The sequence below is a fragment of the Terrabacter sp. 2YAF2 genome (genome assembly GCF_052114705.1).
In the GTDB taxonomy this organism is placed as follows: domain Bacteria; phylum Actinomycetota; class Actinomycetes; order Actinomycetales; family Dermatophilaceae; genus Terrabacter.
Genome location: NZ_JBFRFG010000015.1, coordinates 26009 through 40709 on the forward strand (window position 1 = coordinate 26009; position 14701 = coordinate 40709).

Sequence of the window (14701 nt, forward strand, 5' to 3'; positions counted from 1 at the left end):
GGGGTGATGCCGGGCGGTGTACGCCCGGGGAGATTGAGGGCTGTCGGCGTCTCAGGTGCGCCACCGAGACCAGGAGGCCCCGAGATGACCGCAGCCAGCGAGGTGGCCCGTGACCGGCCGGGCCTCCGGGTGGGGTCGACCAGCGAGTTCAGCCTGTTCTTCCGCGTCATTCCAGGCCACGCCGAGGAACTGCGCAAGGCACTGGACGCGCTGATGGACTCCCCGGGCTATCGCCCGGGGGACTACGAGATGGCGATCGCCAACATCCACGAGGCCAGATTCGTGATGTTCGACGATGACACGCGGCTGCTTTTCGCGACAAGCTTCGACGGCTCATGGGACGCCTACATGGAGGACTTCGCGTCTGCTGGACCGCTGAAGCTGTTCGACGCGATCTTCCGCCACACAGAGGGCTACAACGGGCTGCCGGACGTGGCGGCGGTCAAGTCCTTCATCCTGGGCGCCCAGGAGACCGCCGGGGCGTACGCCCGCAACTACCCGGGCACCGTCAAGGAACTCCGGAGGGCGCACCGACTCAGGGTCGCGTTCGAGCAGGTCCTGGATGACCCCGATGCCGAGGCCGCGCTGAGCGACCCGACGCTCAAGCCGTTGCTCGACGAGGCAGCGGACGCGTGAGCCGCTCAGAAGTCGGATAGGGGACTTCGTGTCAGACCACATCTCAGGCCCACGTGCGCTCGCGGACCCAATCGCAGACATCACCGATGTCTACGCGTTTCCGAGTCCTGAGCGCCCAGGCCGCCTCGTGCTGGTCATGAACACGCTGCCGTTCGCGCCCGTGGACGGGCGGTTCTCCGACGGGCTGATCTACCGTTTCCGCCTTCGCCCGGTCGACCTCAACCCCGCCGAGCGCCGCGTCGGAGTGGCCGTGTCGCCTGAGTGGGTCCTGGACTGCGTGTTCGACGACCGTGCCGGGGCCGGCGCTCAGATCGGTCGCCTCGCCCTGCCCGACGGTGGGGTGAGCTCCTTCGAGACACTCGGACACTCCATGGACGACGGGTCCGGGGTGCGGGTCTTCGCCGGGCCTCGGTGGGACCCGTTCATCATGGACGCGCCAGCAGGCCTGCGGACGATTGCCGAGCAGCGACTCTCGTTCACCGACCCCGGGTCGATCTTCATGGACGGCAAGAACGTCCTGGCCCTTGTCATCGAGCTGGACTGCGACAGAGTGCTGGGACACGTCGGGCCGGTCGCCGTGGTCGCCGAGACACGAACCCGCGGCACGCTTTCAGTCCGCATCGAACGGGTCGGCCGGCCCGAGGTCAAGAACCTCCTCCTGGGGCCGAAGCAGTTCGATCAGGTCAACCGTGACTTGGAGATTCGAGACCTTTACAACATGGAGGACGCGTTTCAGCTGGGCAGCTCGTACACCGGTGCCTACCGGGCGCGGCTGCACGCGAACCTCGCCTTCTGGGACAGGCTGGACGGCGTCGCCCAGTGGCCGCTGGACGCCTCCGGTGCGCACCCGCTGACCGAGCTTGTCCTGGCTGACTACCTCGTGGTCGACCCGTCGCGTCCCTACGCGGAGCAAGGCTCCTTCCTCGAGATCGAGCGTGCCGTGATGGCGGGCCACGCGCCGCTCACCTGCGGCGGTCGGGCGCTCAACGACGACGTCATCGACACCCTTTACACCTTCTGGATCAACGGCGGCCAAGGCCCCGTGATCACGGATGGCGTGGACGCCGCGAGCCGCCCTGCCTCGGCGGTCTTTCCCTACCTTTCGACACCCAACCCAGACCCACCGACACCGCCCGAGCACCTATGAGCACGCAGGCGGACCGAGCCGTGCAGGAGCCGACATGAGCGTCGAGCCGAAGACCGTCCTCGAGCTCGACGACATCCAAGCCGGAGCGCTGCGCGAGCGCCCGTCGCCGTACGTGGGCCGCTACCTCCTGCTTCAGCTCCACGACGCCGGAGAGGGGCGAGAACTGGTTCGGCGCCTGCACGCCCTGCTCGCCGCCGAGAAGGAGGCTCCGGAAGACGAGACACAGGCTTGGGCCACGGTCGCCTTCACCTGTGCCGGACTGGCCGCCCTGGGCGTGCCGCAGTCGATGCTGGACACCTTCCCGGCCGAGTTCCGCGAGGGTATGGCGCGTCGCGCGCAGGAACTGGGTGATCTGGGGCCGAGCGGCCCGGAGCACTGGGAGTGGCCACTCGGGACGGATGCTGTCCACGTGGCGGTCTCGGTGCTGGCCCGGGACGAGAGGCACCTGCAGATCGTGGCGGAGCTTGCGCGCCAACGCTACGCGGATCTCTCCTCCATCGAGGTGGTCTGGCGGCAGGACTGCTACCAGCTGCCCTCCGGCCGCACGTCCTTCGGGTTCAAGGACGGCATCGGCAACCCCGACGTCGAAGGAAGCGGACAGCCGGTGCGCAACCGGCATGAGAGGCCTATCAAGGCCGGAGAGTTCATCCTCGGCTACCCCGACGAGACGGGGGCGCTTCCGCCCATGCCGGCCCCAGAGGTCCTCGGCCGCAACGGGACGTTCCTGGTGTTGCGAAAGCTGCGGACCGATGTGGCGGCATACCGCCGCTACCTGAGGGAGGCCGCCCGAAGCCGCGAGGAGGAGCGTCTTCTCGCCGCGAAGATGGTTGGTCGTTGGCCGAGTGGTGCTCCGCTGGCACTGGCACCCGAAACGGACGACCCCGAGCTGGGCGCGGACCCGACACGCAACAACTCGTTCGGCTACCGCGAGGACCTGCGCGGCTTCAAGTGCCCTGCGGGCGCTCACGCACGCCGGGCGAACCCCCGCGACGCTCTCGAGGACGAGAACAGCGTAGACGTGCGGCTGCATCGGATGATCCGTCGAGGGACGAGCTACGGTCCCATGCTCGCGGAGGGAGTCCTCGACGACGACGGCCTCGACCGCGGGATCATCTTCGTCTTCGCGGGCTCCCACCTGAAGAGACAGTTCGAGTTCGTCAAGACCCAGTGGATCAACGACGGCGTGTTCATCGGCGCCTCTGACGAGAGCGACCCATTGGTCGGCGGCGCACACACGCCGACCGACTTCACGATCCCGCACGTGCCGATCCGGCGACGGCTGCGCCAACTGCCGTCGTTCGTCACGACCCGTGGTGGTGAGTACTGCTTCGCGCCCGGACTGCGGGCCTTGAAGTGGCTGGGCGAGCTGGACACCTGAGGAGGAGCCATGACCGACCATCAGAGCTCGAACCCGAGAGGGACCACGAACCGGTGGGCTGCCCTCGGCTTCGGACCACCTTCCGGTGTCGAGGACAGCGAGCCCGCCGTGCTGGTCGACCACTTCGACGACGGCCGCGTGGCGGTGGTCACGCTCAACCGACCGCATGCTGACAACGCCATCTCCACGGAGATGGGAGTGCTCCTGACAGAGGCGCTCGAGACGATCGCAGTGACGAGCGCCGTCCGCGTCGTCGTCGTCACAGGTGCCGGAGACCGCGCCTTCTCGGTCGGCAGCGACCTGCGCCAGCGCAAGAACATGTCGAAGGAGCAGTGGTTGCGGCAGCGCCAGGACTTCGACCGCACGCTGTATACACTGCGCCAGCTGCGCAAGCCGGTCTTTGCCGCCGTCAACGGGATCGCCTACGGGGGCGGCTGCGAGATCGCGCAGAGCACGGACTTCATCATCGCCAGCACCAACGCCGTGTTCGGACAGCCCGAGGCGATGCTCGGACTCGCTGCCGGTGGTGGCTCGCCCGTCTTCCTGCCCCGCGCACTTCCGCCCGGGAAAGCACTGCAGATGCTCATGACCGGCGAGCCCATCGACGCCGCCGAGGCCCACCGTCTCGGCATGGTCACCGAACTTCACGAACCGAGCGGCCTCATGGACGCCGCGCTCCGCGTCGCTGCGAAGATTGCGAGCAACTCACCGACCGCGGTGCAGGCCGTGAAGCATGCCGTTCGAGCGGGACTGGGTGAGCCGATCGAGCAGGCGATCGCGATCATGATGGAGGCCCACTGGCGCTCCGCGGTCCATCCCGACCGCGTCGAGGGAATCGGGGCGTTCAACGACAATCGTGACCCGGTCTTCCGCGACGCGGACTACTGACTCCTCTCCCACACCGAGGCACGTCGACGACCCGCAGGAGGACCCCGTGACAACCGACATCGACATCGAGCAGGCCCGCCAACAGCTCGTCATGATCAACCCTCAGCCCTACAACGCGGAGGCCCCGCCCCAAGCGCTGGACTCCGAGATCACTCCCACCAGACAGCACTACGTGCGCAGCAACTTCCCCCTGCCCGCACACGACGGCACACTCAGCATCGGTGGCGCCGTCGAGAACCCGTTGTCACTGACTTTGGCAGAACTTCGTGCGCTGCCCGCCGTCGAGCACGCCGTCACGCTGGAGTGCGCCGGTAACGGGCGCCTCGACACCCGGCCGCTTCCCACCGGCGAGCCATGGGGCGGCAATGCCGTCTCCACCGCCGTGTGGCGGGGGGCCCGGCTCAGCGACGTGTTGGCCCGGGCCCGCCCCCGGGCCGAGGGCGTCGAGGTGCGCTTCACCGGCGCCGACAGCGGCACCTACCACCTGACCCCGGTGCTGCCCGAGACAGGCGACCACCTCGACTTCGTCCGGTCGCTCACCCTCACTCACGCGGCCGACCCCGCCCACGACATCCTCATCGCCTACGACATGAACGGCGAGCCGCTCGGGCCAGACCACGGCAGCCCGTTCCGACTGGTCGTGCCGCACTGGTTCGCGGTGGCCTCGGTGAAGTGGCTGCGCAGCATCGACGTGCTCACCGAGCCCTTCCACGGTGAGTTCCAGACAGGCCACTACATCTACCAGTGGCCAGACCGTCCCCATGAGCCAGTCACCCACATGCGGGTCCGCGCCCGCATCACCGACCCTGCGCCCGCAGCCACCATCCCCGCCGGCACCTACACCATTCGCGGCCGGGCCTGGTCCGGAAACGGCCCCATCATCGCCGTCGGGGTCAGCCTCACCGGCGCCGGCGAGTGGCAGCCCGCACAGCTGGATCAGCCGAGCGGGCCCTACCAGTGGCAGAGCTGGACCTTCACCTGGGAGGCAACCCCGGGGCGGCACTCATTGCGCGCGCGAGCCACCGACGCCGCTGACAACGTCCAGCCCGACGTCCCTCCCTGGAATCGCCTCGGCTACGGCAACAACGCCGTAGAGGTTCACTACGTCGACGTCGTCTAGCCCAGTGCAGCCGCTGGGCCCCGGGAACCGGCATTCGCCGGACGAAAGTCCACCAGCGTTTCTACGATTCGCGTCAAGCTGCCGCCTGGGGCCCGCACCTGCTCCGCGTCGCGTGCGCCCCGCGGCATCGGAGGAGAAGTTTCATGACTCGCGACGACACCGCCGAACACCGCCGTCTGGCCGAGGCCTCGGGCAGAGCCGACGACGACCTGTTCACAGCGAATCCGTGGTACGAGTGGGGCCCCTACCTCGCCGAGCGGGCCTGGGGCACGGTGCGCGAGGACTACAGCGGGGACGGTGACGCGTGGTCGTCGTTCCCGCACGACCACGCCAGGTCGCGGGCATACCGCTGGAACGAGGACGGCATGGCGGGGATCTCCGACATCCGCCACGAACTGTGCCTCGGCCTCGCCTTGTGGAACGGGCGCGACCCGATCCTCAAGGAGCGCATGTTCGGGCTCACGGGGCCGCAGGGCAACCACGGCGAGGATGCCAAGGAGTGCTGGTGGTATCTGGAGGGGCTGCCTAGCCACGCTCTGCTCCAGTGGCGCTACCACTACCCGCAGGCGGAGTTCCCCTACCAGCGTCTCGTCGAGGAGAACGCGCGCCGCGGTCTCCGGGATCTCGAGTTCGAGCTCATCGACACCGGCGTCTTCGACGAGGGGCGCTACTGGTCCGTCGACGTGACCTATGCCAAGGCCTCGGCCACCGACCTCTACATGTCGATCGTGGCCACGAACCACGGGCCCGAGGAGGCGTCCCTGCACGTCCTTCCCACCCTCTGGTTCCGGAACACCTGGCGCTGGTCACAGCGCACCGACCTGCCCAGCCTGTCGCTCGACGCGGACTCGATCGCGGTCGAGCATCCTCGGCTCGGTGGTTACCGGCTGCAGGCCGCGCCGGCGGCCGACGGCACGAGTCCGCGAGCGCTCTTCTGCGACAACGAAACCAATCTGGCGCGACTGTACGGAGCTCCCGGCGTCACCGCGTTCCCGAAGGACGGGATCAACGACCACGTCGTCGGCGGGGCCGACACCGTCAACCCGAGCCAGCAGGGCACCAAGGCAGCCTTCTGGTACCGACTGACGGTTCCAGCTGGGGAGACGCGACAGGTTCGCCTCCGGCTCCACCGGCCGCCGGCCGCGTCGCCCTGGGAGGAGCAGGCATGCGACCGGGTGCTCTCTGCCCGGCGCAGCGACGCCGACGAGTTCTACGCCGCACTCGGGCCCGACCTCGACGAGGAGCGAAGGCGCGTACTCCGGCAGGCGGCCGCCGGTCTGGTGTGGAGCAAGCAGATGTACCCCTACCGGGTGAGCCGGTGGCTCGACGGCGACCCGGCCGGCCCGCCCCCACCGGAGTCGCACCGGCACATCCGCAATGCCGGCTGGCGCCACCTCGACGCCTTCGACGTGCTCGCGATGCCGGACCCGTGGGAGTACCCGTGGTTCGCCGCATGGGACCTGGCCTTCCACGCGATCGCCTGGGCGCATCTCGACCCGGCGTTCGCCAAGTACCAGCTGACCGTGCTCCTGCGTGAGTGGTTCCAGCACCCCAACGGCGCGCTCCCGGCCTACGAGTGGAACTTCGACGACGTCAACCCGCCCGTGCACGCGCTCGCGGCCCTGCGCGTCTTCGTCATCGACGGGTCCACCGACACGGCGTTCCTGGAGCGGGTCTTCCAGAAGTTGCTGCTCAACTTCACGTGGTGGCTCAACCGCCAGGACCCGGACGGCAACAACCTCTTCGGCGGCGGCTTCCTCGGCCTGGACAACATCAGCCCGGTGGACCGGTCCCACCTCCCCGACGGCGTCCGGATCGAGCAGGCAGACGGTACCGCCTGGATGGCGGCCTACTCGCTGGCGATGTCGATCCTGGCCCTGCTGCTCGCGGCCGAGAAGCCCGTCTACGACGACATGGTCGTCAAGTTCCTCGAGCAGTTCGTCATGATCTCCGAGGCGCTCGCGAGGTCCGGGCTCTACGACGCAGACGACGGGTTCTTCTACGACCGTCTCATCGACGCCGACGGCAACAGCACCCCGATCAAGGTGCAGACCCTCGTCGGTGTCATCCCCATCTTGGCCACCGTCGGCGTGCCCCTCGACCAGGTGCAGCGGCTCGCCACCGTGCGCAAGGCCGCGGCTCGCCGCCTCGATGCATCCGAAAGCGACCAGGGACGGGTCTTCCCGATCCGCGAGTCCGGGGGAGTGCACCGTGCCGTCGTCTCCCTGGTGACCCCGGACCAGGCCCGCCGCACCCTGACCCATCTCCTCGACGAGGACGCCTTCCTGTCGCCACACGGGCTGCGCTCCCTGTCCCGCAGGCACCGCGAGACGTACGTCGTTCCCGGGCTTCCCGGCGCCGCCATCGACTACGAACCGGCCGAGTCCACCACCCCGATGTACGGCGGGAACTCGAACTGGCGAGGCCCGGTGGTGCGATCGTTGTTGCTCTACGACGAACTGCTGGGCTCCGAGTTCACCGTCGAGCACCCCACCGGCTCCGGCCGCCAACAGACGCTCCGCGAGGTCGCTGCCGACCTCGCCGACCGCCTCATCGGCATCTGGCTGCCCGACGCGTCCGGACGGCGCCCGGTCTTCGGCGGTCAGCCACTCCTCGCCGACGACCCTGCGTGGAGGAACAACCTGCTCTTCCACGAGTACTTCCACGGCGACAACGGCGCCGGACTCGGCGCCAGCCACCAGACCGGATGGACGGCGCTGGTGGTCGACCTGCTCCTCGACGCGCCCAGCCGAGCCCGGAAGGTGTTCAGCCGCCCGTTCCCCCACGACGAGTAACCAGCGGACGTTCAGCTGAGCAACCGCCGGACGTCGGCGTGAGTCGTTCACGACGACGAGGCGGTGGGGTCGATCATCGTTGGTGGTCTGCCGTTCGAAACCATTGTCGAGATGGCGATCGAGGTACTCGTGGCGTGATCAGCCGACGACGCGGATGCCCTCGGGGAGCTTGCCCAGGCGCTTGGCCATCTCGGGTGGCGGGGCAGCGTCGCTGATGACGCCGGTGATGGCGTCCCAGCCGCAGAGCAGCACGGGCGCCGAGGTCGTGAACTTGCTGGCGTCGACCAGCAGCACGATGCGCTCGGCGATGCCCATGAGGGCGAGCTTGGTGGGTCGCTCGTTGTCCGTCGACACGTAGATGCCGTGCTTGCCGACGGCGGCGGCGCCGAGCAGGAGGGTGTCGACGCGCAGTCCCTTCGTGGCCTCGACCGTGCGCGGACCGACGAACGCCTGGCTGCTCGGCAGCAGCTCACCACCGAGACCGACGACTCGGCCGAGCCCGCGGGTCAGGGCGAGCTGCATGACGGGCACCGAGTGCGTCACCACCGTGCCGAGGAAGTCCGCGGGGAGCGCCTGCATGGCGGCATACGTGGTCGTGCCTGCGTCGATGGCCACCGTCGCCCGGCTGTCGAGGGCCGCCACGGCGGTCTCGCCGATCGCCTGCTTGCCCTCGGCGTGCTCCTCGGCGCGACCGGTGAACTCCGGCGAGTGCAGCGCCGGTCGCAGTGCGCTCACTCCACCGTGCACGATGCGCACCCGGCCGTCGTGGGCCAGCTTGCGCAGGTCGCGTCGCACGGTCATGTCGGAGACCCCGAGGGTGCGGGTCAGCTCGGTGACGGACACGAACCCGGCGCCCTCCACCGCGTCGAGGATGCTCTGCCGGCGCTCGGGAGCCGTGTCGTAGCGCAGCGCCGAAACCTCGCTGAGGGCATCCCCGACCGTTTCTCTCACGCGCCCAGCATACGGGAATTCGTGGACTTCTCACCGCGAAACTGTTGACTTTCCAACATCGACTGTTAGCGTATCAACATCCCCACCGAAGCAGCCCGAAGGAGTGCTGGAGCGCATGACCTCACGTGACATCGAGGCGGTCTTCGTCGGAGTGGCCACGCTGGACGCCATAGCGTTGGTCCCCGGTTTCCCGGGCGCCGACGAACGCATCGTGGCTGACGAGGTGTCGTATGCCGGTGGGGGCCCCGCCGCGACCGCTGCCGTAACCGCCGCTCGGCTCGGGGTGCGCAGTGCCTTCGTCGGCACGGTGGGGGACGACGCCAACGGTCGCGCCGTGATCAGCGGCCTCGAGGCCGAGGGTGTCGATGTCACGGGCGTTTCCGTCGCCGCGGGGGAGTCCACCGCGGCGAGTGTCGTCATCGTCGACCGCAGCCGCGGCACCCGGGCGATCTGCAACCGACCGGCGCCGCGCATCGACGTCTCGGCTGGCGCCGACCTCATCGCCTCCGCCCCCCTCGTCCACGTCGACCACGCAGGGTGGGAGCCGGTGCATCGTGCCGGTCTCGTCCGCGACGGCGCGCGGCTGTGCGTCGACGCCGGCAACCCCATCCCCGGCTTCGACGCCCGAGGGGTCGGCCTCTACGTGCCGACCGTCGAGGCGCTGCGCCGCATCCACGGTGAGGCCCGCTCGGTCGACGAGCTACTCGAGGCGAGCATCGCCCTCGGCTGCCGCACCGTCGTCGCCACGGACGGGTCGAAGGGATCCTACGGCCGCACGTCGTCCGGGCAGGGCGCACACGCGCCCGCCCTCGCCGTCCGGGTGCTGAGCACCCTCGGCGCCGGGGACGTCTTCCACGGCGCGCTCGTCGCAGCCGTGGTGCGGGGCCTGCCGCTCGCCGAGCAGCTGGCTTTCGCCAACGTCACGGCGGCACTGTCCTGCCGCGGCCTCGACGGACGCTCGCGCATCCCCCGTCCGGCCGAGGTCCTCGCGACCATGGCTCGCGACCCGGCGCGCGACACCGGCGCCGACCAGGCGATCGGGTCGACGGCAGGCGCGGCCGCGCCCGCGCCGTCCGACACCCACTGAATCTCCGACCACCCCTCGACCCGCCGTGGGTCGACCACCTCACCCAGGAGCAGGCATGACCGACATCACCGACGAGACACCGACGAGCAGGCGCTTCGGGCTGGCGGACGTGGCACGGCCCAGTGGTGGCTTCGCCATGCTCGCCGTCGACCAACGCGAGGCGATGCGAGCCATGTTCGCGGAGCACCAGAGCGCCCCGGTGACGGACGCCCAGCTGACCGACTTCAAGCTCGCCGCGACGCGGGTGCTCTCGCCGTTCGCCTCCGCGGTGCTCGTCGACAAGCAGTTCGCCTTCGACGCCGTCGTCGAGGCCGGTGCCGTCGCGCCGACCTGCGGCCTCATCGCGGCCGCAGACCACTTCATCGCGGGCAACGGCGAGTTCGTCACCGCCGTCGAGATCGACCGCGCCGTCGACCCGGCCGCGGTGCGCGAGCAGGGCGCCATGGCCATGAAGCTGCTCGTCATCCACCGCCCCGACGAGGCCGCCTCCGGCCGCATCGAGATGGTCGAGGAGTTCGTCGACCGCTGCCGGGCGGCGGGCCTGGTCAGCATCATCGAGCCGGTCGCCAAGGCGCCCCGCTCCGGTGGGAACTGGGACGCGGAAGCCTGCATCATCGAGGCCGCGCGCGAGCTCGGCTCCCTCGGCGCGGACCTCTACAAGGCGGAGGTGCCGTTCAAGGGACAGGGCAGCGAGGAGGAGATCCGCCGCGCCTGCGCCCAGATCACCGAAGCGGTCTCCTCCCCGTGGGTCGTCCTGTCGTCCGGGGTGCCGGCCGACCTCTTCCCGCGGTCCGTCGAGCTCGCCTGCCGCGAGGGCGCCTCGGGCTTCCTGGCCGGCCGTGCCGTGTGGGCGTCTGTCATCGGCAGTGACGACGTCGAGCGTGACCTCCACGAGGTCTCGATCCCGCGCCTGCAGCGGCTCGGCCAGATCGTCGACGAGGTCGTGCAGTCGTGAGCGCCGCCGCCACTGCACCGCGCGTCGTCCTCGTGCCCACTGCGCGGCCCACCTTCGCCGTCGACGTGGCGCGCCGCCTGGCCGACGAGGCACGCGCCCTGCTCGTCGAGCTCGGCGCCGACGTGACCGGGCCGGAGGAGCTGGTCATGACGCCCGACGACGTCGCGGCCGCCAAGACCTTCGTCTCGGGTGACGCCGACCTCGTCATCAACGTCTGTGCGTCCTTCTCCGACGCCACCCCTGCCCTCGAGCTCTACGGCGAGCTCGACCAGCCCGTCCTGCTCTGGTCCTTCCGTGAGCCCGGCCCTGTCGGTGACCGACTCTGGCTCAACTCGATGTGCGGCGCCAACCTCTTCGGCCACGCCCTCGTCGTGCACGCACAGCGCACCCCGCGGCTGGTCTACGGCAACCCCGACGAGCCCGCTACGCGGCGCGCCCTCGAGGCGGCGCTCGCCGGTCAGCTGCCCGCGGTCGTGCCGGCGCCCACCACGCACGGGCCCCGAGCCGACGCTGACGGTGTGAAGGTGGCCCTCGGTTCGCTGCGCGGCCGCCGGCTCGGGCTCGTCGGCGACGCGCCTCCCGGTTTCACCCCGAGCCAGTACGACGGTGAGCTCCTCCAGCGCCTCTTCGGTATCGAGATCGACGAGATCCCCGTCGAGTCGATGTTCGAGTGCGTTGACGCGGTGAGCGACGACGAGGCCGAGGCCGAGCACGCCGCTGCCGTCGATGCCCAACCGTCGCTGGCTGCGGTCGACGGCGGTCAGGCGCTCACTTCGGCCCGGATCACCACCGCCATGCGCGGCTGGCGCGACCGGGAGTCCTTGTCGGGCATGGCAATCCGCTGCTGGCCGGAGTTCCCGACCCAGCTCGGCGCCTGCCCGTGCTCCTCGCTCTCCCGCGTCGCGGACGAGGGCACGCCGACCGCGTGTGAGCGCGACGTCTACGGCGCCGTCACGATGCTCCTGATGGAGGCGCTCGGTTCGGGCACCACCTACCTCGTCGACACCGTCGACCTGGACGGCGAGCGCAACGTCGTGCGCCTCTGGCACTGCGGTGCCGCGGCCACCTCTCTGGCCGAGAATCCCTCGGACGCAACGCAGTTCACCCACTGCAACCGCAAGATCGGCGTGGCGGGCAACTTCCCGCTGCGCACGGGGCCCGTCGTCATGGCCCGCCTCACGGAGGACCCGGCACGGCCGAGCAACCTCCGGCTCCTGCTCGCCTCCGGCGAGTCCGTGCCCGAGCCCAACCGCTTCCAGGGCAACACCGCCGCCGTCCGCCTCGACGGCGACGCGACGCAGTTCGTCACCGGTCTCGTCACCGGCGGCTTCCCGCACCACACCGTCCTCGCGTGGTCCGACGTGCGCCCGCAGCTGCGTGCTGCCGCCGACCTGCTGGGGATCGCGGTCGTCGACTGGTAGTTCCGCAGGATCTGAAGGAGAGACAACGATGTCTGACCAGCACAGCACCATCAGCCGACGCCGACTCCTGCACGGACTCGGTGCTGTCGGCCTCGGAGGCGCGCTCAGCGCCTGTGTGGGACCCACGATCACCTCGCGAGGCAGCGGCTCCGCCGCGGGCGGCGCGGCGGCGCAGGTGCTCCCTGCCGTCAAAGCCTCGCCCGCCACGGGGAAGGTGTCCTTCGCCCACTGGCGAGCCGAGGACAAGGCGGTCTTCGACACCCTGATCGCCACGTTCGTCAAGGCCAACCCGCAGGCCACCGTCGTCCAGGACATCTCGCCCTCGAACGACTACCAGAGCACCGCCCTGCAGAAGATCAAGGGCGGCACGATCGGCACCGCCTTCGTCGCCTTCCGCGGCGCGCAGTTCGTCAACATGAACAAGGCCGGGCTGTATGCCGGTCTGGGCGCCCAGCCCTTCGTCGACGGCTACTACGCAGAACTCATCAAGGCGGGACAGGCGACGAGTCGGGCCCAGATGGGCCTGCCCTACCAGCTCGTCTTCAACATGCCGATCTTCAACGAGGACGCCTTCGAGTCCGCCGGCGTGAGCTCGGCGCCCACCGACTGGGACGGCTTCCTCTCGCTCTGCGACAAGCTGAAGTCCAAGGGCCTCACCCCGATCGCCTGGCCGGGGGGTGAGCCGGCCAACTCCGGCCAACTCATCAACTCGATGGTCATGAACAACATGCCGACCGACACGGCCTTTGCCGACATCGAGGCCGGCACACGGAAGGTCACCGACGACTGGTTCCTCGCGACCCTCAAGCAGTACCAGCAGCTCGCCCCCTACTTCGAGGCCAACTCGACGGGCACGAGCTCGGAGCCGCTGCAGCAGCTCTTCGCGAGCGGCAAGGCCGGCATGCTCGCGACGGGCTCCTTCCACATCGGTGCCGTGCGCAAGCTCGGGGCGAAGTTCCCCGTGGGACTCATCGCCCCGATCACTGTCGCTGCCGACAAGGCGAAGTACGAAGGCATCTACAACGCGACCTTCATCCTCGGGGTCAACACGGCAGGCAGCGGCCAGGACGCCGCCCTCAAGTGGCTGCAGTTCCTTTCCGACCCTGTCAACGCGGGCGTCTACGCCAACGGGACGTCGCAGCACGTGACCGTCAAGAACGTCGACTACACGAACGCCGACCTGAAGCACAACGCGCCGTGGCTCGCCAAGAAGACGCTCCTCGCGCCGCGGTTCCAGTTCAACAACCTCGACATCCGTGCTGCCGTCGAGGCTGCCTGCGTCGCGGTCGTGGGCGGCACCTCTCCGGACCAGGCGGCCGAGAAGGCCCAGGCCGTCGTCGACCAGAAGCGGAAGTGACCCATGTCGACGACCCTGACGTCAGCGAGCCCACCCGAGGCGCCGACCCTCCCGATGCCGGAGAAGCCGGCCGGCCGCAACCCGATGGCGGCGCACCCCGCGCTGTGGCTCTTCCCCGTGCCGGCTCTGGTGCTCTACGTGACCTTCTTCGTCATCCCGACGATCCAGGGAGTGATCTACTCCGTCACCGACTGGGATGGCTTCAGCCCGACCGCGCAGTTCGTCGGCCTCGACAACTTCGTCACGATCTTCACCAGTGACGACCTCTTCCGCAACGCCCTGAGCAACAACATCAAGTTCATGCTGGTCGTCGTCGTGTTCCAGACGATCTTCTCGCTGGTGCTGGCCGTCTTCCTCTCGAAGAACTCGAAGTCCTCGGTGGCCCTGCGCTCGGTCTTCTTCTTCCCGACGATCCTGTCCAGCGTCTCGGTCGCCTTCATCTGGAAGTTCGTCTACGACCCGAACTTCGGGCTCATCAACTCGGTCCTCGAGGCCGTCGGGCTCGGCCGCTTCCAGAGTGCCTTCCTCGGCAACGACAACCAGGCGATCTACTGGGTCGCGCTGACGCAGGTCTGGTTCCACGTCGGCCAGATGATGATCATCTTCATCGCCGGCCTGCAGCAGATTCCGCAGGAGCTCTACGAGTCGGCCGAGACCGACGGCGCGAGCCGGTGGCAGCAGTTCCGCCACATCACCCTGCCGATGGTCGCACCCGCCACCGCCATCGTCATGGCTTACACGACCGTCCAGTCGTTCAAGGCCTTCGACCTCATCCTCGGTCTCGGCGGCAACCCGCCCAAGAGCTCCCTCGACATCCTGTCGACCCGCATCTACTCGGGCTTCGCCAACTCCCAGTTCGGCTACGCCGCAGCGGAGTCGCTCGTCTTCATGGCGTTGATCGCCGCCATCACCTGGATCCAGCGTCGGGCCGTCAAGGCCAGCAACCCGGACGCGTGAGGAGAGCCC

12 protein-coding genes are annotated in these 14701 nt (G+C 69.2%); 11 read left to right on the forward strand and 1 reads right to left on the reverse strand.

Annotation, left to right across the window (positions count from 1 at the left end):
* Nucleotides 1-84: 84 nt before the first annotated feature.
* The 6 genes from AB4030_RS15805 to AB4030_RS15830 all read left to right on the forward strand — a co-directional run bounded on the left by AB4030_RS15805 (nt 85) and on the right by AB4030_RS15830 (nt 7964).
* A complete protein-coding gene (locus AB4030_RS15805) occupies nt 85-636 on the forward strand; it encodes a hypothetical protein (RefSeq protein ID WP_442280166.1) in 552 nt (183 codons plus the stop codon).
* Between the two features lie 28 nt (nt 637-664).
* Nucleotides 665-1783 (forward strand): DUF4331 family protein, encoded by a 1119-nt coding sequence (locus tag AB4030_RS15810; RefSeq protein ID WP_442280167.1) that lies wholly within the window; start codon nt 665-667, stop codon nt 1781-1783.
* A gap of 34 nt (nt 1784-1817) precedes the next feature.
* Nucleotides 1818-3161 carry a Dyp-type peroxidase gene (locus tag AB4030_RS15815; protein WP_442280168.1) on the forward strand — a complete coding sequence of 448 codons (1344 nt, stop codon included), beginning with the start codon at nt 1818-1820 and terminating at the stop codon, nt 3159-3161.
* A 9-nt stretch (nt 3162-3170) separates the two neighbouring features.
* A complete protein-coding gene (locus AB4030_RS15820) occupies nt 3171-4049 on the forward strand; it encodes an enoyl-CoA hydratase/isomerase family protein (RefSeq protein ID WP_442280169.1) in 879 nt (292 codons plus the stop codon).
* 46 nt (nt 4050-4095) lie between these two features.
* Nucleotides 4096-5169: a sulfite oxidase gene (locus AB4030_RS15825; protein WP_442280170.1), complete on the forward strand. Its 1074-nt coding sequence runs from the start codon at nt 4096-4098 to the stop codon at nt 5167-5169.
* Nucleotides 5170-5312: 143 nt separating this feature from the next.
* Nucleotides 5313-7964 (forward strand): MGH1-like glycoside hydrolase domain-containing protein, encoded by a 2652-nt coding sequence (locus AB4030_RS15830; protein WP_442280171.1) that lies wholly within the window; start codon nt 5313-5315, stop codon nt 7962-7964.
* A 138-nt stretch (nt 7965-8102) separates the two neighbouring features.
* Here the strand turns inward: AB4030_RS15830 and AB4030_RS15835 are convergent, their stop codons facing one another.
* The gene (locus AB4030_RS15835; protein WP_442280172.1) at nt 8103-8915 is read right to left on the reverse strand and encodes a DeoR/GlpR family DNA-binding transcription regulator; all 813 of its coding nucleotides are present in this window, start codon (nt 8913-8915) and stop codon (nt 8103-8105) included.
* Between the two features lie 115 nt (nt 8916-9030).
* Between AB4030_RS15835 and AB4030_RS15840 the strand changes: the two genes are divergently transcribed.
* Genes AB4030_RS15840 through AB4030_RS15860 form a run of 5 tightly spaced genes read left to right on the forward strand, consistent with a single transcriptional unit; the run spans nt 9031 to nt 14692 of the window.
* Nucleotides 9031-10002: a PfkB family carbohydrate kinase gene (locus AB4030_RS15840; protein WP_442280173.1), complete on the forward strand. Its 972-nt coding sequence runs from the start codon at nt 9031-9033 to the stop codon at nt 10000-10002.
* Between the two features lie 55 nt (nt 10003-10057).
* Nucleotides 10058-10957: an aldolase gene (locus tag AB4030_RS15845; protein ID WP_442280174.1), complete on the forward strand. Its 900-nt coding sequence runs from the start codon at nt 10058-10060 to the stop codon at nt 10955-10957.
* Entirely contained in the window at nt 10954-12378 is a 1425-nt protein-coding gene (locus AB4030_RS15850) for a hypothetical protein (protein ID WP_442280175.1), read from the forward strand. Before AB4030_RS15845 ends, AB4030_RS15850 begins: the two co-directional genes overlap by 4 nt.
* Nucleotides 12379-12406: 28 nt before the next feature.
* Nucleotides 12407-13735, forward strand: coding sequence for an ABC transporter substrate-binding protein (locus tag AB4030_RS15855; protein WP_442280176.1), 1329 nt, complete (start codon nt 12407-12409; stop codon nt 13733-13735).
* A gap of 3 nt (nt 13736-13738) precedes the next feature.
* Complete coding sequence (locus tag AB4030_RS15860; protein WP_442280177.1) at nt 13739-14692, forward strand: carbohydrate ABC transporter permease; 954 nt, start codon at nt 13739-13741, stop codon at nt 14690-14692.
* Nucleotides 14693-14701: the final 9 nt, after the last annotated feature.